The following is a 20,151-nucleotide window of genomic DNA, read 5'->3' as shown; positions in this document are numbered from 1 at the left end:
TCCGACGAGGAGGGGCCGCCCCACGGGCGTGTTCCGCGCCGCTTACGCGCTGCGCGTGCCCAGGTGGTGGACCTGGACCATGTTGGTGTTGCCGGGGATCCCGGGCGGGGAGCCGGCCGTGACGATGACGGTGTCGCCCTCGTTCAGCTCGCCGATGCGCAGCAGCTCGCCGTCGACCTGGGCCACCATCGCGTCGGTCGAGCCGACCTGCTCGGTGACGTGGGCCTCGACGCCCCAGCTCAGCGAGAGCTGGTTGCGGGTGGCGTTGTCCGGGGTGAACGCGATCACCGGGATCGGCGAACGGTAGCGGGAGAGCCGGCGCGCGGTGTCACCGGACTTGGTGAACGCGACCAGCGCCTTGCCGTTGAGGAAGTCGCCCAGCTCGCACGCGGCGCGGGCGATCGAGCCGCCCTGGGTGCGCGGCTTGCGGCCCGGGTTGAGCGGCTGGAGGCCCTGGGAGAGCAGCTCCTCCTCGGCCTTCTCGCAGATCCGGCTCATGGTGCGGACGGTCTCGACCGGGTACTTGCCGACGCTGGACTCGGCGGACAGCATGACCGCGTCGGTGCCGTCCAGGATGGCGTTGGCGACGTCGGAGACCTCGGCGCGGGTGGGGCGCGAGGCGTGGATCATCGACTCCATCATCTGGGTGGCGACGATGACCGGCTTGGCGTTCCGGCGGGCCAGGGTGATCAGCTGCTTCTGGACCAGCGGCACCCGCTCCAGCGGGTACTCGACGGCCAGGTCGCCGCGCGCCACCATGATCGCGTCGAAGGCGAGGACGATCTCCTCCATGGCCTCGACGGCCTGCGGCTTCTCGATCTTGGCGATGACCGGCACCCGGATGCCGACCTCGTCCATGACCGCGTGCACGTCCTTGACGTCCGCGGCGTTGCGGACGAAGGACAGCGCGACCATGTCGACGCCCAGACGGAGGGCGAACCGCAGGTCCTCCTTGTCCTTCTCGGACAGGGCGGGCACGTTGACGGCCGCGCCGGGGAGGTTGATGCCCTTGTTGTTCGAGAGCACGCCGCCCTCGACGACCACGGTCCTCACCCGCGGGCCGTCGACGCTGACGACCTCCAGGGCGATGACGCCGTCGTTGATCAGGACCGGGTCGCCGGGCTTGACGTCGCCGGGCAGGCCCTTGTAGGTGGTCCCGCAGATGTACTGGTCACCGGGGACGTCCTCGGTGGTGATGGTGAACTCGTCGCCGTTGTCGACGGTCACCGGGCCGTTGGCGAAGGTCGCCAGACGGATCTTGGGACCCTGGAGGTCGGCCAGGACGCCGATGGCCTTGCCGGTGTCCTCCGAGACCTGGCGGACCTTGCGGTACCGCTCCTCGTGGTCCGCGTGGGTGCCGTGGCTCATGTTCAGTCGGGCGACGTTCATGCCCGCCTCGACGATGGCCTTCAGCTGTTCGTAGGAGTCCGTCGCGGGACCCAGGGTGCAGACAATTTTCGCTCGGCGCATATCGATCAGTCTATCCGTTCGTGTTATGGGTGCATTCGGCCCGAATGGAAAGGAATCGCCGACGAAGGATTCCGCGGAGCGAGACGACGATGGGTCAGTTTTCGGCCGATCGGTGCACCAGGGCGAAGGTCTGCCGGGCGATCTCCAGCTCCTCGTCGGTCGGGACGACGGCGACCGCCACCCGGGCGCGGCTCCCGGACGGCAGCAGCGCGGGAGAGATGATCCTCGGCTCGCGCGAGCGTACCGAGTTGAGCTCCGGGTCGACGGCGATGCCGAGTTCCTCCAGGCCGGCGGCGACCGCCGCGCGCACCGGCGCGGCGTTCTCCCCGACCCCGGCGGTGAAGGCGATCGCGTCCACCCGGCCGAGGACCGCGTAGTAGCCGCCGACGTACTTGCGCACCCGGTGCACGTACGTGTCGAAGGCCAGTCGCGCGTCCTGGTCGCCCGCGTCGGCGCGGCGCATGATCTCGCGCATGTCGTTGTCGCCGCACAGGCCCAGCAGCCCGCTGCGGCGGTTGAGCAGGTCGTCGATCGCGTCGACCGACAGGCCGCCGACCCGGTGCAGGTGGAAGACCACGCCGGCGTCGATATCACCCGAACGAGTGCCCATCACCAGGCCCTCCAGCGGGGTCAGGCCCATCGAGGTGTCGACGCAGCGCCCCCCGCTCACGGCCGAGGCGGAGGCGCCGTTGCCCAGGTGCAGCACGATCACGTTGACCTCGGCCGGGTCCTTGCCGAGCAGCCGCGCGGTGGCCCGCGAGACGTACTGGTGCGAGGTGCCGTGGAAGCCGTAGCGGCGCACCCGGTGCTCGTCGGCCACCGCCCGGTCGATCGCGTACCGGGCGGCGTACTCCGGCATCGAGGCGTGGAAGGCGGTGTCGAAGACGGCCACCTGCGGCAGGTCGGGCCGCAGCGCGCGGGCCACCTCGATGCCGGTGATGTTGGCCGGATTGTGCAGCGGCGCCACCGGGATCAGCCGGCGGATCTCCCGCAGCACCTCGTCGGTGATCACGGTCGGCTCGGTGAACCGCAGTCCGCCGTGCACCACCCGGTGCCCGATCGCGGCCAGCTCGGGGGAGTCCAGGCCGAGGCCGTCGGCGGCCAGCTCCTCGGCGACCGCCTTGAGGGCCGCGCCGTGGTCGGGGAAGGCCTGGGCGGCCTCCCGCTCGGTGCCGCCGCGCGGGGTGTGCACCAGCCGCCCGCCGGTCTCGCCGATCCGCTCGACCAGGCCGGAGGCGAGCCGGGCGCCGTCCAGCATGTCGATCAGCTGGTACTTCACCGACGAGGACCCGGCGTTCAGCACCAGGACGCGGGTACCTTCACTCATGCCTTCACCTCGGTGCGCTCCTGGGACTGGATGGCGGTGATCGCCACCGTGTTGACGATGTCCTGCACCAGCGCGCCGCGCGACAGGTCGTTGACCGGCTTGCGGAGCCCCTGGAGCACCGGCCCGACGGCGACCGCGCCCGCCGAGCGCTGCACCGCCTTGTAGGTGTTGTTGCCGGTGTTGAGGTCCGGGAAGATCAGCACGGTCGCCCGGCCCGCCACCGCCGAGCCCGGCAGCTTGGTCGCCGCGACGTACTCGTCCACCGCCGCGTCGTACTGGATCGGCCCCTCGACCAGGATGTCCGGGCGCAGCTCGCGGACCAGCTCGGTGGCCTTGCGGACCTTGTCGACGTCCGCCCCGGAGCCGGAGGTGCCGGTCGAGTAGGACAGCATCGCGACCCTCGGCTCGACCCCGAACTGGGCGGCGGTGGCGGCGGACTGGATGGCGATGTCGGCCAGCTGCTGGGCGTCCGGGTCCGGGTTGACCGCGCAGTCGCCGTAGACCAGCACCTTGTCCGCCAGGCACATGAAGAAGACGCTGGACACGATGGACGCGCCCGGCGAGGTCTTGATCACCTCGAACGCGGGCCGGATGGTGGCGGCGGTGGAGTGCACCGCGCCGGAGACCATCCCGTCGGCGATGCCCTCCTGGACCATCAGGGTGCCGAAGTAGGAGACGTCGGTGACCACGTCCAGGGCCAGTTCCACGGTCATGCCCTTGTGCGCCCGCAGCTTGGCGTACAGCTCGGCGAACTGGCGGCGCAGCGGGCTGGTGGCCGGGTCGACGATCCGCACCTGGGCCCGGTCGGCCCCGGCGTCCGGCTCGGGCAGCGCGATGCCCAGGGCGGCGGCCCTGCGGCGGACGGCGTCGACCTCGCCGAGCAGGGTGAGGTCGCAGATGTTGCGGCGCAGCAGGATCTCGGCGGCGCGCAGCACCCGCTCCTCGGTGCCCTCCGGCAGCACCACGTGCCGGCGGGCCGCCCTGGCCCGTTCCAGCAGCGCGTGCTCGAACATCATCGGGGTCACCCGCTCGGACCGGCCGACCTCGATCAGATTGGTCAACTCGGCGGTGTCCACGTGCAGTTCGAACAGCCCGAGGGCGATCTCGGCCTTCCGCGGGCTGGCCGAGGAGAGCTTGCCCTCCAGATGGGTCAGGGCGGCGGCGGTGAGCCAGCTGCCCTCCGGGACGACCGCCACCGGGGTGCCGGGGGCCAGCCGGGCGGCGAGCGCCATCACGTTCGGGCCGGGGTGCTGGCCGAGGGTGAGCAGCACCCCGGCGATCGGCGGGGCGCCGGCGGCGTGCGCGGCCAGCGAGCCGATCACCAGATCGGCGCGGTCGCCGGGGGTGACGACCAGCGCCCCCTCGGTCAGCGCGTCCAGGAAGGTCGGCAGCATGGCGCCGCCGAAGACGAAGCCGCGCACGTCCCGGGCGAGGCCGGAGGCGTCGCCGATCAGCACCTCGGCGCCGGTGGCCTCGACCAGCTGGGCGACGGTCGGCGCGGCCAGCGCCGGCTCCTCGGGGATGACGTAGGCGGGGATCGGCAGCTTCTCGGTCAGCTTGCGCTGGACCGGCTGCTTGGCCGCCGGGGCGACCCGGTTGGCGACCATCGCCAGGGTCTCGCAACCGAGGTCGGTGTACGCGCGGTGGGCGTTGCGGACCTCGGCGATCACCGCGTCCGCGTCCTCGCCGTGGCCGCCGACCACCGGCAGCACGGCGGCGCCGAACTCGTTCGCCAGCCGGGCGTTGAAGGCCAGCTCGTCGGGGATGTTGGTGTCCGCGAAGTCGGTGCCCAGCACCAGCACCGCCTCGCAGCGGCGCTCCAGCGCCCGGAACCGGTCCACCAGGACCGAGACCAGCTCGTCCTGGCCCTGGGCGGCCTGCAGCGCGGCGGCCGCCTCGTAGTCGAGGCCGTAGAGGTCGGCCGGCGGCAGGTCCAGCCGGTAGCGGGCCCGCAGCAGCTCGACCACGTGGTCGGAGCCGGCGGCGCCCTGCGCGGAGGCGTGCACCAGCGGACGGAACACCCCGACCCGGTCCACCTGGCGGGTGAGCAGCTCCATGACCCCGAGCTCCACCGCCTGCCGGCCGTCGCCCCGGTCGATCCCGGTCACGTACACGCTGCGCGCCACGCGGTTCTCTCCGTCCCGTCGTCCCAGGAAGTGGTCATATCGACCATACATTCGCACCGTGAACGCGTGTCGGCGAGCGGAACGGTCGGGCGGGGGCAAGGGGCCGAAGGTCACCAGGGCGAGCGGTCCGGACCGGCGAGTTCGACGGCGACCCCGGCCGGCCGCTCGGTGACGGTCAGCAGGGTGATCCGCTTGTCCAGCAGCCACCCGTGCCGACGGGCCAGGACGAGGTCCGGCCGGGTGCGCCAGCCGTCCGCCGTCAGCCGCTCCCGCAGCCGGCGGGCGACCTCGGCGGCGGGCAGGCCCTCGGTGCTCACCACCGTCAGTTCGCGCAGGCAGGTGTGCAGGCCGCAGTCGCGGTCCGGGCCGCTGTCGTGCTCGACGGCGAGGCCGGGCGGCAGCGCCAGCTCGTACCGCTCGGGCGAGAAGGGCTCGTGCACGGCGAGCTGGTAGAGCAGGCCGACCACGAGGCCGAGCAGCGCGTGCGCCGCGGTCAGGGCGATCGCGGCGGTGGTCCGGCCGGACCCGCCGGCCGGCCGGTGGCCGCGCCGCAGGTGCTCGGCCAGGGCGCCGAGCAGCACGACCAGTCCGGCGGCGAGCGGATAGCCGGCCTGCGACTCCGCGACGGCCCGGCTGTGGAACCAGCCGTACTCCAGGCCCACCGGGACGACCGCCAACGCGGCCAGCCCCCCGGCGACCGCCGCCCCGACCGCCCTGGTCCGCGCCAGCACCGCCCAGCAGACCAGCGGCAGCAGCACGTACCCCCACCCCAGCACCGTCCCCACGAAGCTCCCCCGGTCCCCACCGACGTCCCCGGCGGGGAGCCTAGCCGCGGGGCGGAGGGAATTCGGCGGGTGCCTGTAACGTGCCCGGCCGTCCGCAGGTCATTCAGGTGTAGGGGAAAACGAGGCAGGGGAGCCCGGCGGATGGCACGAGAGAGTCAGCTACGGACGAAGGCGGGCCGGGACGAGGACTTCCGGGCCTTCGCGACGGCGAGGACCCCGCACCTGTACCGCACCGCCTGCCTGCTCGCGGGCGGTGACACCCACCTGGCGGAGGACCTGGTCCAGGAGACGCTCGGGCGGATCTACGCCCAGTGGCACCGGACCTCCTGGTTCGCCCCGCGCGAGCGGATCGACAACCCGGCCGGCTACGCGCACACCGTGCTGGTCCGGGCCTTCCTGTCGCACCGCAGCCGGCGCAGCAGCGGCGAGCAGCCGGTCGACGCGGTTCCGGACACCGCCGCCAGGGAGGGCGACCCAGCGCTGCGGCTGGCGCTGGTCGACGCGCTCGCCCGGCTCTCGCCGCGCGACCGGGCGGTGCTGGTCCTGCGCTACTGGGAGGACCGCAGCGTCGAGCAGACCGCCGAGATCCTCCGCCGCAGCCCGGGCGCCGTGCGGACGCAGTCCGTCCGGGCGCTGGCCCGGATCCGGGCCGTGCTCGGCGACGACCTGCGCGCCCTCGCCGACCACTGAGCTCCCGCTCCACCTCCATCGACCGACCTTCATCGACCGACCGACCCGAAACGGTGGTTCAGCATGCCCGCAGACCGGGACCTTCCCGAGACCGACACCCAGTACGAGCAGGACCTCTCCGCGGCGATGGCCCGGGCGGGGGAGACGTTCCACACCGAGCCCCTGCCGCTGGTCGACACCGGCTGGTCGTACGGGCGCCGACTGCGCCGCCGCCGGCGGGCGTCGGTGCTGGCCGGCGCCGCCGCGCTGGCCCTGGTCGGCGTCGGCGGGGTGGCGCTGGCCGGCCTGCCGGGCGGTGGCACCGGCCGGGTCGCGGCGGCGGGCGCGCCGTCCGCCGGGGCGACCGCGGCGCCGGTGTCCGGCCAGGAGTTCCTCGACCTGCTGACGCCGCTGCTGCCGGCCGGGAGCGTGGTCCAGGTCGGCGAGGCGCGGGGGACGGAGAGCGGCACCCCGCAGGTCCGGCTGACCCACGACGACGGCAACGGCCGGGTGCAGTACCTGTTCTCGATCACGCGCGGCCGGAGCGTGCCCGCCGGCGGCGACGGCTGCGCCTACGCAACCGCGCCCGACAGCTGCACCCAGACCGTCACGGCGGACGGCTCCCTGCTGGTCCTGTACCGGGCCGGTACCCGGGACGGTGAACCGGCCGGGTCGAAGATGTGGTCCGCCAAGCTCGACACGACGAGCGGTTACGAGCTGCTGCTGCAGGAGTGGAACCGCGAACCGCTGGAGCAGGGGTCGGGCATCACCCGGGTCGACCCGCCGATGACGCCGGACCGGATGGCCGAGGTGGTGACGGACCAGCGGTGGACGGGGGTCCTGGCCGCGATTCCGGAGCACCCCGTCGTCACGCTGTCCACCGCCGGGGCGGGTACCGGCGGGAGCATCAGCGGGACGCTGTTCCCCTTCGACCCCGCTACCTTCCCGAGGCCCTGGACGGGTCAGGACAACGGCGGCGCCTCGCCCTCGCCCTCGCCCGTCCCGCCCTCGCCCACCGGGCCTTCGGCCCCCGAGCTCCCGTCCACGGAGGGGGCCCTCTCCGGCCCCCTGACCCTGCCCGCGTTCCCCCCGCCCGGCCCCTGACGCCGTCGGGCCGCCGCTCCGCACCACGGGGGCGGAGCGGCGGCCCTGCGGTCCGGAGCGGCCCGTCAGGCCGGGCGGAGCCAGACGGTCGACAGCGGCGGCAGCACCAGCTCGGCACTGCGCGGCTGGCCGTCCCACTCGACGGCCTCCGACTTCACCGGGTGGGAGTTGCCGATCCCGCTGCCGCCGTAGGCCGCGGCGTCGGTGTTGAGGGCCTCCTCCCACAGCTGGTCGCGGCCGTTCAGCTCGGGCAGGCCGACCCGGCGGCCGTGCCGCACCACGGGGGAGAAGTTGCAGACCGCGACCAGCGGCGTGCCGTCGGCGGCGTAGCGGACGAAGGAGAGCAGGTTGTCCTCGGCGGCGCCGCCGTCGAGCCAGCTGAAGCCGGCCGGGACGCTGTCCTGCTCCCACAGCGCCGGGGTCTCCAGGTAGCGCCCGTTGAGATCGGCCACGAGGCGGCGCACGCCGAGGTGGTCCCGGTGGGCCGGCCACTGCTCGTCGAGCACCCACCACTGCGGGCCCTGCTCGTGGTCCCACTCGGAACCCTGGGCGAACTCCTGCCCCATGAAGAGGAGTTGCTTGCCGGGGTGGGCCCACATGAAGCCGAGGTAGGCGCGGTGGTTGGCGCGCTGCTGCCACCAGTCGCCGGGCATCTTGGAGACCAGTGCCTGCTTGCCGTGCACCACCTCGTCGTGGGAGATCGGCAGGACGTAGTTCTCCGACCAGGCGTACACCATCGAGAAGGTGATCTCGTTGTGGTGGAACCGCCGGTGCACCGGGTCCTTGCCCATGTAGACCAGCGAGTCGTGCATCCAGCCCATGTTCCACTTCAGGCCGAAGCCGAGACCGCCCCGGTCGGTGGGCCGGGTGACGCCGTCCCAGGCGGTGGACTCCTCGGCGACGGTGATCACGCCCGGGCAGCGCCGGTAGACGGTGGCGTTCATCTCCTGGAGGAAGGCGGCCGCGTCGAGGTTCTCCCGCCCGCCGTACTGGTTGGGGGTCCAGGCGCCGCCCTCGCGCGAGTAGTCGAGGTAGAGCATCGAGGCGACGGCGTCCACCCGCAGGCCGTCGACGTGGAACTCCTCGCACCAGTAGACCGCGTTGGCCACCAGGAAGTTGCGCACCTCGACCCGGCCGTAGTCGAACTCCAGGGTGCCCCAGTCCGGGTGCTCGGCGCGCAGCGGGTCGGCCGGCTCGTAGAGCGGCTCGCCGTCGAAGCGGGCCAGCGCGAAGTCGTCCTTGGGGAAGTGCGCGGGCACCCAGTCGACGATGACGCCGATGCCGTGCCGGTGCAGGGTGTCGACCAGGAAGCGGAAGTCGTCGGGGCCGCCGAGCCGGGAGGTGGGCGCGTAGTAGCCCGACACCTGGTAGCCCCAGGAGCCGCCGAAGGGGTGCTCCATCACCGGCATGAACTCCACGTGGGTGAAGTTCAACTCCTTCAGGTAGGCCGGGAGTTCGGCGGCGATCGCGCGGTAGTCGGTGAGGTCGGGCCGCCAGGACGCCAGGTGCAGCTCGTACACCGACATCGGGGCGCGGTGGTGCGCGGTGCGGGCCCGGCGGGCCATCCACTCGCCGTCCTGCCAGCGGTAGGAGGAGCTGGTGACGACCGAGGCGGTGCCGGGCGGCAGCTGCGCGGCCCGGGCCAGCGGGTCGGCCTTGTCGAGCACCCGGCCGTGCCGGGTGTGGATCTCGTACTTGTACTGGGCGCCCTCGCCGATGTCGGGGACGAAGAGCTCCCAGACGCCGGAGGAGCCGAGCGAGCGCATCGGGTGCCCGGTGCCGTTCCAGTGGTTGAAGTCGCCGATCAGCCGCACCCCGGCGGCGTTCGGCGCCCAGACCGCGAACGCGGTGCCGGTGACCCCGCCGACGGTGCGCACGTGCGAGCCGAGCGCCTGCCAGAGCTGCTCGTGCCGGCCCTCGGAGATGAGGTGCAGGTCGAGCTCGCCGAGGGTGGGCGGGGTGCGGTAGCCGTCGTGCTGGCGCAGCGGTTCGGAGCCCGGGTAGTCGACCAGCAGCCGGTAGTCGGGGGCCTCCGCAGCGGCCAGCAGACCGGTGAACAGGCCGCCCTGCTGGTGGGTGAGCTCGACGGAGCCCTGGTCGGTCTCCACCAGGACCCGGTCGGCGAACGGGCGGAGCACCCGGATCGCGGTGCCGCCGTTGACGGGGTGGGCACCGAGCAGGGCGTGCGGGTCGTGGTGCTGGCCGCCGACCAGCCGGTCCACCTCACCGGGCGGCAGCGGGGCCTCGGGCAGCCGCAGCGCCCCGGAGGTCACCGGGGCGGCGTCGCCGCCGGCCGGGGGCACGGGCGCGGCCGCGGGCGGCGGCACGGTCGCCGGAGCCGGAGCCGGAGCCGGAGCCGGAGCCGGGCCCGGAGCCGGGGCAGCAGGGACGGTCGCAGTCGGGGCGGTCGTGGCGGGGGCGGTCCCGGTGGGTTCCGACTCGGCCCGCCGGGCGGCCGCGGGTTCGCGCTTCGGGGCGTCCGGGCCGGCCAGGAAGGTGGCCGGCACGGTGCGGATGGTGCGGCCTGGCGGATCGAGCGGCGTCACGGCGAGGACCTCCTGGAGCGGGGCGCGGATTCGGGGGCGGGGCGGCGGAAGCGGGGCGGCGGCGGGCCCGTCGGCGCCGGGGCGGGGAGGGAGGGGCTCCGGCGGCGGAACGGGGGAGGAGGAGGGGGTGGCCCCCGGTGGGGCGGGGACCGGACCGGCCGAGCGAGGGGGGAGCGGAGGGTCAGACCGTGAGGGCGAGCCGGTTGATGGCGGCCAGCGGGATCGGCAGCCAGCTGGGCCGGTGCCTGGCCTCGTAGACCACCTCGTACACCGCCTTGTCGATCTCCAGCGCGCGCATCAGCTCCGGCGACGCCGCCGGGTCGGTGCCGCCGCCCGCGGTGTAGCCGGCGCAGAAGGCGGTGCGGTTGCGCTGCGCCCAGGCGGCGGCGAGGTGCGCGAGTTCCGGGTCGGACGGCCCGCCGGCCAGCAGGTGGGCGGCGGCGTAGTCGAAGGAGCGGAGCATCGCGGCGACGTCCCGCAGCGCGGTCTGCGGTTCGCGCCGCTCGGCCACCGACTTGGCCGGCTCGCCCTCGAAGTCGAGCAGGACCCAGCCGTGCGGGGTGCGCATGGCCTGGCCGAGGTGCAGGTCGCCGTGGATCCGCTGGACCGCCAGACCGTCCGGGTGGGCGTCGGCCATCTGGCCGAAGGCCGAGCGCAGCGCACCCCGGTAGCGCATCAGCCCCGGGACGGCGGCGACCGCGCTGTCCAGCCGGTCGGCCATCGCGGTGGCCAGCTGCCTGGTCTGCGCCCGGTCCAGCCGGGCGACCGGCATCGACCGGGAGAGCACCCGGTGCACCTCGGCGGTGGCGCGGCCGAGCCGGTGCGCCTCGATCGCGAAGTTGCCGGGGGAGGGGTCGCCCTTCAGCCGGCCGACCTGGTCGAGGGCGAGTTCCCAGCCGTCCTCGGCCTCCGGGAGGTAACGCTGGAGCAGGCCGAGGGTGGCCGGCTCGGTGCGCTCCAGCCGGCTCTCGAACCAGGCGGCGACCCGGGGGATGCGGGTCGAACCGGCCCGGGAGAGCGCGAGCGAGAGTTCCAGGTCGGGGTTGGTGCCGGGGTGGACGCGGCGGAACAGCTTCAGGATGTACGAGGTGCCGTAGATGACGGAGCTGTTGGACTGCTCGGCGGTGGAGGCCCGCCCGGGCAGGTTGGTGGGCAGTCCGGAGCCGGGGGTGCGCCGGAACGACAGCGCGCCGAACCGGTCGCCGGTGGCCAGGTGCTCCAGCAGCCGCCCGGTGAGCTCCGGGTCGTGCACCGCGTCGAAGAGCGTGGCCCCGTCGTACGGGCCCTGGGTGAGGCGGCCGAGGACGGCGGCCGGCTCGATGCCGGCCGGGCCCTTCGAGCGGATGCCGAGCAGCAGTTGGTACAGGTCGCCGTGCGGCACGCCGGCGGTGGCGGCGTGTTCGACCCGGAGCAGCAGGTGCAGCAGGGCGGGGTCGCCGACCTGGAGGGGGGTGCCGACCACGGGGACGAGGCCGGTGATCGGCCGCCCCTTCCCGGCGTACCAGCGCTGGGTGGGTAGCCACTCGGCGATCAGCGGCAGCGCCGCCTGGACGAGTTCGCTCACCCCCAGGGCGGTCCTCCGGACCCCGGTACCCCGCGGGACGGCCGGCGCGGCGGAGCCGGCGGGGGCGTCCTGGTGCAGGGGGACTTGCGAACGGGAGGTTTCGGACATGACTCCCTTTCCCCGGAGGAGCTGGGCGGATCGCCCGACGGGTCTGGCCGGGTCCGTCAGTCTTCCGGATTGCGGCGGCGCGGCGGCGCGGCACGCGAGCGAGGGGCCCGGGTGTCACGCCTTCGTGTGGGTGGCCGTTGGGCTGTTCTCCGTACGCGGTGGTGCAGAGACGACCGGGGGCGCGGGGTACGAACTCGCGCCCCCGGAGGGTTCGGTGGGACCCGCGGCGGCTGCCGGATCGTTACTTCGGCCGCACGGTTCCGGTCGGCCGGGCGGGCCGGCGGAGCTGGAACCAGTAGAAGCCGTGCCCGGCCAGGGTGAGCAGGTACGGCCACTCGCCGATCGAGGGGAAGCGCACCCCGCCGATCAGCTCGACCGGATTCCGTCCGCCGTACCGCCGCAGGTCCAGTTCGGTCGGTTGCGCGAACCGCGAGAAGTTGTTCACGCACATGACCAGGTCCCCCTCGTACTCACGGACGAAGGCCAGCACCGCGGGGTTGCTGGAGGGCAGTTCGGTGTAGCTGCCGAGGCCGAACGCCGGGTTGAGCTTGCGGATCTCGATCATGCGACGCGTCCAGTGCAGCAGTGAGCTCGAACTGCTCTGCTGCGCTTCGACGTTGGTCACCTGATAGCCGTACACCGGATCCATGATGGGCGGCAGACTGAGCCTGCCCGGGTCGGCGGAGGAGAAACCCGCGTTGCGGTCCGGGGTCCACTGCATCGGGGTCCGGACGCCGTCCCGGTCGCCCAGCCAGATGTTGTCCCCCATGCCGATCTCGTCGCCGTAGTAGAGCACCGGCGAACCGGGCAGGGAGAGCAGCAGGGCGGTGAAGAGCTCGATCTGGTTGCGGTCGTTCTCCAGCAGCGGGGCGAGCCGCCGGCGGATGCCCACGTTGGCGCGCATCCGCGGGTCCTTGGCGTACTCCGCGTACATGTAGTCGCGCTCCTCGTCGGTGACCATCTCCAGGGTCAGCTCGTCGTGGTTGCGCAGGAAGATCCCCCACTGGCAGCCGTGCGGGATGTTGGGCGTCTTGGCGAGGATCTCCGAGACGGGGTAGCGGGACTCCCGGCGGACCGCCATGAAGATCCGCGGCATCACCGGGAAGTGGAACGCCATGTGGCACTCGTCGCCGCCGGAGGCGAAGTCGCCGAAGTAGTCGACGACGTCCTCCGGCCACTGGTTGGCCTCGGCGAGCAGCACGGTGTCCGGGTAGTCGGCGTCGATCTCCTTGCGGACCCGCTGCAGGAACTCGTGGGTCTCCGGGAGGTTCTCGCAGTTGGTGCCCTCCCGGGCGAACAGGTACGGCACCGCGTCCAGCCGGAACCCGTCGATGCCGAGGTCCAGCCAGAACCGCAGCCCGGCGATCATCTCGTCCTGGACCCGGGGGTTGTCGTAGTTGAGGTCGGGCTGGTGGGAGAAGAACCGGTGCCAGAAGTACTGCTTGCGCACCGGGTCGTAGGTCCAGTTGGAGGTCTCGGTGTCGACGAAGATGATCCGGGCGTCCGGGTACTGCTTGTCGTCGTCGGCCCACATGTAGAAGTCGCCGTACGGGCCGTCCGGGTCCTCCCGGGAGGCCTGGAACCAGGGGTGCTGGTCGCTGGTGTGGTTCATGACGAAGTCGATGACCACGCGCATGCCGCGGGCGTGCGCCGCGTCGACGAACTCCATGAAGTCGGCGAGGTCGCCGAACTCGGGCAGCACCGACTTGTAGTCGGACACGTCGTACCCGCCGTCGCGCAGCGGCGAGGCGAAGAACGGCGGCAGCCAGAGGCAGTCGACCCCGAGCCACTGCAGGTAGTCGAGTTTGGCGGTGAGCCCCTTGAGGTCTCCGACCCCGTCGCCGTTGCTGTCCTGGAAGGACCGCACCAGCACCTCGTAGAAGACCGCACGCTTGAACCACTCCGGGTCCAGGTTCTTCTTCGAGGTCTCGGGGAACGTGTCGGGGACGGGCTCGTTGACTGTCACGCTGGGTTCCTCCGAACCGTGAGGAGGTGGGCCGGCTCGGCTGAGGGGTCGAGCCGGACGTAGTTGTGCCGGCCCCAGGTGTAGGCGGCGCCGGTGAGCTCGTCGTGGACCGCGTACGGCCCGTCCCCGTCCAGGGTGACGGTGGCCTCCTGGGCGTGGTGCGGATCCAGGTTGACCACGGTGATGAGGTGGTCGGTGAGGCCGTCGGGCGTCGGGGCGGTCTTGGAGTAGGCGAGCACCTGGTCGTTGTCGGTGGGGTGGAAGCGCAGTGAACGCAGCTGCTGGAGTGCCGGGTGACGGCGGCGCAGCCGGTTCAGGACGGTGAGCAGCGGGGCGAGGGTGTCGGTGCGGCTCCAGTCCCGGGGGCGCAGTTCGTACTTCTCCGAGTGCAGGTACTCCTCGGAACCGGGGTGGGCCGGCTCGTTCTCGTAGAGCTCGTAGCCGGCGTACACGCCGTAGCTGGGGGAGAGGGTGGCCGCCAGGACCGCGCGGATCGCGAAGGCGGCCCGGCCGCCGTCCTGGAGGTAGGCGTGCAGGATGTCCGGGGTGCTGGCGAAGAAGTTGGGGCGCATGTAGGCGGCCGCGTCGCCGGTGAGCTCGGTGAGGTACTCGGTGAGTTCGGCCTTGGTGTTGCGCCAGGTGAAGTACGTGTACGACTGGTGGAAACCGATCTTCCCCAGGGTGTGCATCATCGCCGGACGGGTGAAGGCCTCGGCGAGGAAGACCACGTCCGGGTCGGTGCGGGCGATGTCCGCGAGCACCCGCTCCCAGAAGACCACGGGTTTGGTGTGCGGGTTGTCGACCCGGAAGATCCGTACCCCGTGCGCCATCCAGAACCGGAGGACCCGGATCGTCTCCTTGACGATTCCGTCCATGTCCTGGTCGAAGTTGATCGGATAAATATCCTGATATTTCTTCGGAGGATTCTCGGCGTAGGCGATGGTGCCGTCCGCCCGGTGACTGAACCATTCCGGATGCTTGTTCACCCACGGGTGGTCCGGCGAACACTGGAGCGCGAAGTCCAGTGCGACCTCCAGGTGCAGCGCGGTGGCCTCGGCGACGAAGTGGTCGAAGTCCTCGATCGTGCCGAGGTCCGGGTGGACGGCGTCGTGGCCGCCCTCCGGCGAGCCGATCGCCCACGGCGAGCCGACGTCGTGCGGGCCGGCCGTCAGGCTGTTGTCCGGGCCCTTGCGGAAGGCACGGCCGATCGGGTGGACCGGCGGCAGGTAGACCACGTCGAAGCCCATCGCGGCCACCGCGGGCAGCCGCTCGGCGGCGGTCCGCAGGGTGCCCGAGCGCGGCGGCTCCACCCCGGACGGGTCGACCACCGCGCCCTCGGAGCGGGGGAAGAACTCGTACCAGGAGCCGAACAGCGCCCGCTCCCGGTCCACCTGGAGCGGCACCGGCCGGGAGGCGCTCACCAGTTCGCGCAGCGGGAAGCGGCCCAGCAGCTCCTGCACCTCGGGGGCGAGCGCGGCGGCCAGCCGGGACAGCGGCGGCAGGGCCGGGTCGCGCAGCGCCTCGGCGGCCGCCAGCACCACCGCCCGGCCCTCCTTCTTCGGGACCCCGGCGGCCGCGCGTTCCAGCAGTTGCGCGCCCTCCTCCAGGACCAGCGCGGTGTCGATCCCGGCCGGCAGCTTGATCGCCGCGGCCTTGCGCCAGGTGGCCACCGGGTCCGACCACGCCTCGACCACGTACGACCAGCGGCCGGGGGCGGTCGGGGTGACGTGCGCGCCCCAGCGGTCGGAGCCCTCGGCCAGCTCGCGCATCGGCGTCCAGGGGCCGCCGCGGCCGCGCGGGTCGCGCAGCACCACATTGGCGGCGACCGCGTCGTGGCCCTCGCGGAACACGGTCGCGGAGACCGGGAAGGACTCGCCCACCACCGCCTTGGCCGGGCGGCGGCCGGCGTCCACGAGGGGGCTGACGTCCAGGACGGGGATGCGGCCGATCACGGTGTCGCTCTCTGTCGTCTTGCGGGCGGTCTTGCGGGTGGTGGCGGGCTTCGCGCGGGCCCGGCCGGCGGCGGGGCGCGCGGTGGACGCACCGGCGGGTGCGGCGCCCCCGGCCCGGCCGGTGGCGGGTTCGGAGGCGCTCGCGCCGCGGGCGGTGGTGCGCCCGCGCGGGGTCGCGGCCCCGGTCGGGCCGGAAGCGGTCCGGCTGTCCTCGGCCCCGGGTTGTCGGGCCGGCTCGTCCGGTCGCTCCGTACGGTCTGCCCCGGCACCCCGGGGTCCCGGCATCGCCGCGTCCGTCCGAGCGTCAGAATCCATCCGTCCGGCGGATTCCGCGACCGCTGCGTCGAGGGTGTCGGCCACCGGTGTGGACTGGTCCCGCGTGTCGCCGTGCATGCCAAACTCCTGCCCGAGATCGGCGGCAGCTCCCGCGGGCCGGCAGGGCCAGGGGAGTACCGGGAGGACTACTGGGTGGGGAGGACCTGCGACCGGAAGCCTGCCCGCGCCGCCGTTCCGGGCAACCTGCCCCGCTCCCGCCGAGCCCGTGGCGGAGGGCCCGAGAGCCCGCGCGCGTCCCGGCGCACGCCTCTCGGAGCGCGCCCCCGGAGGACCCGACCCACCCGTGAACGAGCGGGGTGATCGCGAGGACACGCGGCGGTCCGCGATGGGCGCCGAATGGACCAATCAGGATGACGAACGATCAACACGAAAAGGATTCGGACGTGCTGCTTCGCGGGGGAACGCCACCCGTCTCCGCACTCCCCGCAGCATCGACGACCGCGGTTCATCCTCGCACCGGTCGAGCGGATTCCGCACCGGTCCGGCCGGAGTTTCGGAGGTGATCGGGCGCGGGCCCGCCGGCGGAAATGGATCTGTTCCGCCGCGTTCACGTATTGGTGGCGCGGTGCCCCGGAAAGTGCGCCTCGTGCGCCCCCCGTGCAGTCCAATGCGCCGAATGCGATCTCATCAATAGGCCGAACGGATGTCGAATAGCCCAACTGACGCACCATCATGCCATCGGGCGAGGCTACGCTTCACGCCGTGAAGGCAATCCGCAGATTCACCGTCCGCACCGTCCTGCCCGAACAACTCCAGCCGTTGCACGAGCTGGCCCTCAACCTGCGCTGGTCCTGGCACCCCGAGACCCGGGACCTCTTCCGGTCCGTGGATCCGGACGTGTGGGCCGCGACGGGCGAGGACCCGGTGCGGCTGCTCGGGGAGGTCCCGGCCGCCCGGCTCGCCGCGCTCGCCGCCGACCGCAGGTTCCTGCGCCGGCTCGGCGACCTCGCCGACGACCTGCGGGAGTACCTGGCGGGCCCGCGCTGGTACCAGACGGCGGGGCAGCAGGCCGCCGCGCCGCCCCCCGCCGCCATCGCCTACTTCTCGCCCGAGTACGGCATCGCCGCCGCGCTGCCCCAGTACTCCGGCGGCCTCGGCATCCTCGCCGGCGACCACCTCAAGGCCGCCAGCGACCTCGGGGTCCCGATCATCGGTGTCGGGCTCTTCTACCGGCACGGCTACTTCCGGCAGTCCCTCGACCGGGACGGCTGGCAGCAGGAGCGCTACCCGCTGCTCGACCCGGACGAGCTGGCCGTCACCCTGCTGCGCGAGCCCGACGGCACGCCCAGCCGGGTCGACCTCGCCCTTCCCGGCGGCCGCACCCTGGCCGCGCACATCTGGAAGGCCCAGGTCGGCCGGGTCCCGCTGCTGCTGCTGGACTCCGGCATCGAGGCCAACTCGCCCGCCGAGCGCGACGTCACCGACCGCCTCTACGGCGGCGGCAGCGAGCACCGGCTGCTGCAGGAGATGCTGCTCGGCGTCGGCGGCGTCCGGGCCGTGCGCGCCTACCAGCGGCTCACCGGCCACCCCGCGCCCGAGGTCTTCCACACCAACGAGGGCCACGCCGGCTTCCTCGGCGTCGAGCGGATCCGCGAACTGGTCGCGGACGCCGGGCTCGACTTCGCGGCCGCCTTGGAGTCGGTCCGGGCCGGCACCCTCTTCACCACTCACACGCCCGTCCCGGCCGGCATCGACCGGTTCGACCGCGAGCTGGTGGCCCGGCACTTCGGCGGCGAGACCGCGCTCCCCGGCGTCCCGGTCGAGCAGGTGCTCGCGCTCGGCGCCGAGACCTGGCGCGGCGGCGACCCGAAGCTGTTCAACATGGCCGCCATGGGCCTGCGGCTGGCCCAGCGCGCCAACGGCGTCTCCACCCTGCACGGCGAGGTCAGCCGCTCGATGTTCAACGGCCTCTGGCCGGGCTTCGACGCCGCGGACGTGCCGATCACCTCGGTCACCAACGGCGTCCACGCGGCCACCTGGATCGACCCGGCGGTGGTCCGGCTCGGCGCCGCCGAGATCGGCGCCGACCGCGCCGAGGAGGCGATGACCACCGGCGAGACCAAGCGCTGGACCGGCCTCGAGCGGATCGGCAACACCGAGGTCTGGGACCTCCGCCGCACCCTGCGGGCCCAGCTGGTCGACGAGGTCCGCCGGCGGCTGCGCGCCTCCTGGCACCAGCGCGGGGCCGGCGAGGCCGAGCTCGGCTGGGTCGCCTCGGTGCTCGACCCGGACGTGCTCACCATCGGCTTCGCCCGCCGGGTGCCCTCCTACAAGCGGCTCACCCTGATGCTCCGCGACCCGGAGCGGCTGCGCGCGCTGCTGCTGCACCCGACCAGGCCGGTGCAGATCGTGGTGGCCGGCAAGGCCCACCCGGCCGACGACGGCGGCAAGCGGCTGATCCAGCAGTTGGTGGCCTTCGCCGACGACCCCGCCGTCCGGCACCGGATCGTCTTCCTGCCGGACTACGACATGGCGATGGCCCGGCACCTCTACCCGGGCTGCGACGTCTGGCTGAACAACCCGCTCCGCCCGCTGGAGGCCTGCGGCACCTCCGGGATGAAGGCCGCGCTCAACGGCTGCCTCAACCTGTCGGTGCTGGACGGCTGGTGGGACGAGTGGTTCGACGGCCAGAACGGCTGGGCGATCCCCACCGCCGACACCGGCGACGGCGTGCTCGACCCGGACAGCCGGGAGGCCGAGCGGCGCGACGACATCGAGGCCGCCGCGCTCTACGACCTGATCGAGGACCAGGTCGCCACGCGCTTCTACGACCGGGGCTCGGACGGCCTGCCCCACCGGTGGATCGCGATGGTCCGGCACACCCTGGTCACCCTCGGGCCCAAGGTGCTGGCGGGCCGGATGGTCCGCGAGTACGTCGAACGGCTCTACGCCCCGGCCGCGCAGGCCCAGCGGGAGCTGGCCGGCGGCGGGGAGCACCGCGCCGCCCGCGAGCTGGCCGGGTGGAAGGCCCGGGTGCGGGAGGCCTGGCCGGCCGTCCGGGTGGAGCACGTCGAGGCGGACTGCCCGGACGAGGCGCAGGAGCTGGGCAGCGCCCTGGCGCTGCGGGTGCAGGTGACCCTGGGCCCGCTGGAGCCGGCCGACGTCGAGGTCCAGGTGGTCTCCGGCCGGGTGGACGAGTCGGACCGGATCTCGGACGCCTGCCTGCTCGCCCTCAAGCCGGTCGGCGGGCCCGACCTCGACGGGCGGACCAGGTACGAGGGCTCGCTGGAGCTCGGCCGCACCGGGCCGTTCGGCTACACGGTGCGGGTGCTGCCCTCGCACCCCCGGCTGGCCTCGCCCGCCGAGCTCGGACTGGTGGCGCTGCCGCCGGAGGTGCCGGGCATGGACGCGGTCCTGCTGCGCTGAGCCCGCCGGGCGGGGTGCCGGCCCGGCCGGTGCCCCGCCCGACGGACGATCCGCCCGGCGGATCGTCCGTCGGGGCGCTTCAGCGGACGGCCGCCACCATGGCGTCGGTGACCGAGCGCCAGGCCACCCCGGCCTCGGCGAAGCCGGACGCCACCAGCCGCTCGGTGTGCCAGCCGGCCGGGTGGGACTCGCCGTCGGCGTGCGAGCCGTACAGCGCGTTGCGGGCGGCGACCTGGTCGGCGAGCAGCGGGTCGGCAGCGGCGGCGAGCCACCAGGACTCCCAGTCCAGGACGCCCTCGGCCTTCTCGCGCTCCTGCCGCCCGTGCCGCTGGGCCCGTTCGGCGGCGTTGAGCAGCGGGACCTCCGGGTCCGGCATGTGGTCGGCGTTGAGGAACACCCCGCCGGGGCGGACCAGGCCGGCCAGGTCGGTGTAGAGCCTGGCGAGGTCGGTGGCGGGAAGCCAGTGCAGGGCGGTGGCGGTCACCACCGCGTCGAACGGCCCCGGCGGGAGCGCGTCGGCCCACCGGGGGTCCTTGAGGTCGGCGGTCACCAGGCTGAACCGCTCGTCCTCGCCGAGCACGCCCCGGGCGATGGTCATCAGCGCCGGGTCCTGGTCGACGCCGACACTGGTGGCGCCGGGCAGCCGGGCGAACAGCCGCTCGGTGATGCTGCCGGTGCCGCAGGCGAGGTCGAGCACGCGCGGGGCCGGGCCGGTCACGGCCCCGACGAGGTCGATCATCACCCGGAACCGCTCCTCGCGGTCGGGCAGGTACCACTCCTGCTGCCGGTCCCAGCTGCGCTGCCACTGCTCCCAGTGCTGACGGTCGACCAT

At 73.4% G+C, this 20,151-nt stretch carries 12 protein-coding genes; 3 read left to right on the top strand and 9 right to left on the bottom strand.

Annotated elements, in window-relative coordinates; all coding sequences use genetic code 11:
• Nucleotides 1-42: 42 nt before the first annotated feature.
• The 4 genes from pyk to ACIPYS_RS10160 all read right to left on the bottom strand — a co-directional run bounded on the left by pyk (nucleotide 43) and on the right by ACIPYS_RS10160 (nucleotide 5,708).
• Nucleotides 43-1,470 (bottom strand): pyruvate kinase, encoded by a 1,428-nt coding sequence (gene pyk / locus ACIPYS_RS10175; protein WP_093860473.1) that lies wholly within the window; start codon nucleotides 1,468-1,470, stop codon nucleotides 43-45.
• Nucleotides 1,471-1,564: 94 nt separating this feature from the next.
• Nucleotides 1,565-2,797: an acetate kinase gene (locus ACIPYS_RS10170; RefSeq protein ID WP_093860472.1), complete on the bottom strand. Its 1,233-nt coding sequence runs from the start codon at nucleotides 2,795-2,797 to the stop codon at nucleotides 1,565-1,567.
• On the bottom strand, nucleotides 2,794-4,923 hold the full coding sequence (pta, locus tag ACIPYS_RS10165) for a phosphate acetyltransferase (protein ID WP_093860471.1): 2,130 nt from the start codon (nucleotides 4,921-4,923) through the stop codon (nucleotides 2,794-2,796). Before pta ends, ACIPYS_RS10170 begins: the two co-directional genes overlap by 4 nt.
• A 110-nt stretch (nucleotides 4,924-5,033) precedes the next feature.
• A complete protein-coding gene (locus ACIPYS_RS10160) occupies nucleotides 5,034-5,708 on the bottom strand; it encodes a hypothetical protein (protein WP_093860470.1) in 675 nt (224 codons plus the stop codon).
• A gap of 141 nt (nucleotides 5,709-5,849) precedes the next feature.
• Between ACIPYS_RS10160 and ACIPYS_RS10155 the strand changes: the two genes are divergently transcribed.
• A complete protein-coding gene (locus ACIPYS_RS10155) occupies nucleotides 5,850-6,398 on the top strand; it encodes a SigE family RNA polymerase sigma factor (protein ID WP_093860469.1) in 549 nt (182 codons plus the stop codon).
• A gap of 63 nt (nucleotides 6,399-6,461) precedes the next feature.
• Nucleotides 6,462-7,481, top strand: coding sequence for a hypothetical protein (locus tag ACIPYS_RS10150; RefSeq protein ID WP_400745262.1), 1,020 nt, complete (start codon nucleotides 6,462-6,464; stop codon nucleotides 7,479-7,481).
• Nucleotides 7,482-7,546: 65 nt separating this feature from the next.
• On the opposite strand, the gene glgB is transcribed toward ACIPYS_RS10150, so the two are convergent.
• The 4 genes from glgB to ACIPYS_RS10130 form a co-directional block, all read right to left on the bottom strand.
• Nucleotides 7,547-10,027, bottom strand: coding sequence for a 1,4-alpha-glucan branching protein GlgB (glgB, locus tag ACIPYS_RS10145; RefSeq protein WP_400745260.1), 2,481 nt, complete (start codon nucleotides 10,025-10,027; stop codon nucleotides 7,547-7,549).
• Between the two features lie 181 nt (nucleotides 10,028-10,208).
• Nucleotides 10,209-11,699 carry a maltokinase N-terminal cap-like domain-containing protein gene (locus ACIPYS_RS10140; protein ID WP_107452560.1) on the bottom strand — a complete coding sequence of 497 codons (1,491 nt, stop codon included), beginning with the start codon at nucleotides 11,697-11,699 and terminating at the stop codon, nucleotides 10,209-10,211.
• 241 nt (nucleotides 11,700-11,940) lie between these two features.
• Entirely contained in the window at nucleotides 11,941-13,665 is a 1,725-nt protein-coding gene (treS, locus tag ACIPYS_RS10135; protein ID WP_093860467.1) for a maltose alpha-D-glucosyltransferase, read from the bottom strand.
• Nucleotides 13,662-15,617 carry an alpha-1,4-glucan--maltose-1-phosphate maltosyltransferase gene (locus ACIPYS_RS10130; RefSeq protein ID WP_093864890.1) on the bottom strand — a complete coding sequence of 652 codons (1,956 nt, stop codon included), beginning with the start codon at nucleotides 15,615-15,617 and terminating at the stop codon, nucleotides 13,662-13,664. Before ACIPYS_RS10130 ends, treS begins: the two co-directional genes overlap by 4 nt.
• Before the next feature lie 1,038 nt (nucleotides 15,618-16,655).
• On the opposite strand from ACIPYS_RS10130, the gene glgP reads away from it, so the two are divergent.
• Nucleotides 16,656-19,319, top strand: a complete 2,664-nt coding sequence (gene glgP / locus ACIPYS_RS10125) for an alpha-glucan family phosphorylase (protein ID WP_400745257.1) — start codon at nucleotides 16,656-16,658, stop codon at nucleotides 19,317-19,319.
• A 79-nt stretch (nucleotides 19,320-19,398) separates the two neighbouring features.
• Here glgP and ACIPYS_RS10120 read toward each other — a convergent pair whose 3' ends face one another.
• Nucleotides 19,399-20,151 (bottom strand): trans-aconitate 2-methyltransferase, encoded by a 753-nt coding sequence (locus tag ACIPYS_RS10120; protein ID WP_093860465.1) that lies wholly within the window; start codon nucleotides 20,149-20,151, stop codon nucleotides 19,399-19,401.

Source organism: Kitasatospora sp. NPDC089913, from assembly GCF_044748625.1.
GTDB lineage: Bacteria > Actinomycetota > Actinomycetes > Streptomycetales > Streptomycetaceae > Kitasatospora.
Note: the sequence above shows the minus strand (reverse complement) of the source record. Positions and strands in the feature narration are given on the sequence as shown.

Excerpts from the sequence above, each read along its gene's own strand:
- pyk (WP_093860473.1), bottom strand. The coding sequence starts at position 1,470 with ATGCGCCGAGCGAAAATTGTCTGCACCCTGGGTCCCGCGACGGACTCC.
- ACIPYS_RS10155 (WP_093860469.1), top strand. The coding sequence starts at position 5,850 with ATGGCACGAGAGAGTCAGCTACGGACGAAGGCGGGCCGGGACGAGGAC.
- ACIPYS_RS10150 (WP_400745262.1), top strand. The coding sequence starts at position 6,462 with ATGCCCGCAGACCGGGACCTTCCCGAGACCGACACCCAGTACGAGCAG.
- ACIPYS_RS10140 (WP_107452560.1), bottom strand. The coding sequence starts at position 11,699 with ATGTCCGAAACCTCCCGTTCGCAAGTCCCCCTGCACCAGGACGCCCCC.
- ACIPYS_RS10170 (WP_093860472.1), bottom strand. The coding sequence starts at position 2,797 with ATGAGTGAAGGTACCCGCGTCCTGGTGCTGAACGCCGGGTCCTCGTCG.
- ACIPYS_RS10120 (WP_093860465.1), bottom strand. The coding sequence starts at position 20,151 with ATGGTCGACCGTCAGCACTGGGAGCAGTGGCAGCGCAGCTGGGACCGG.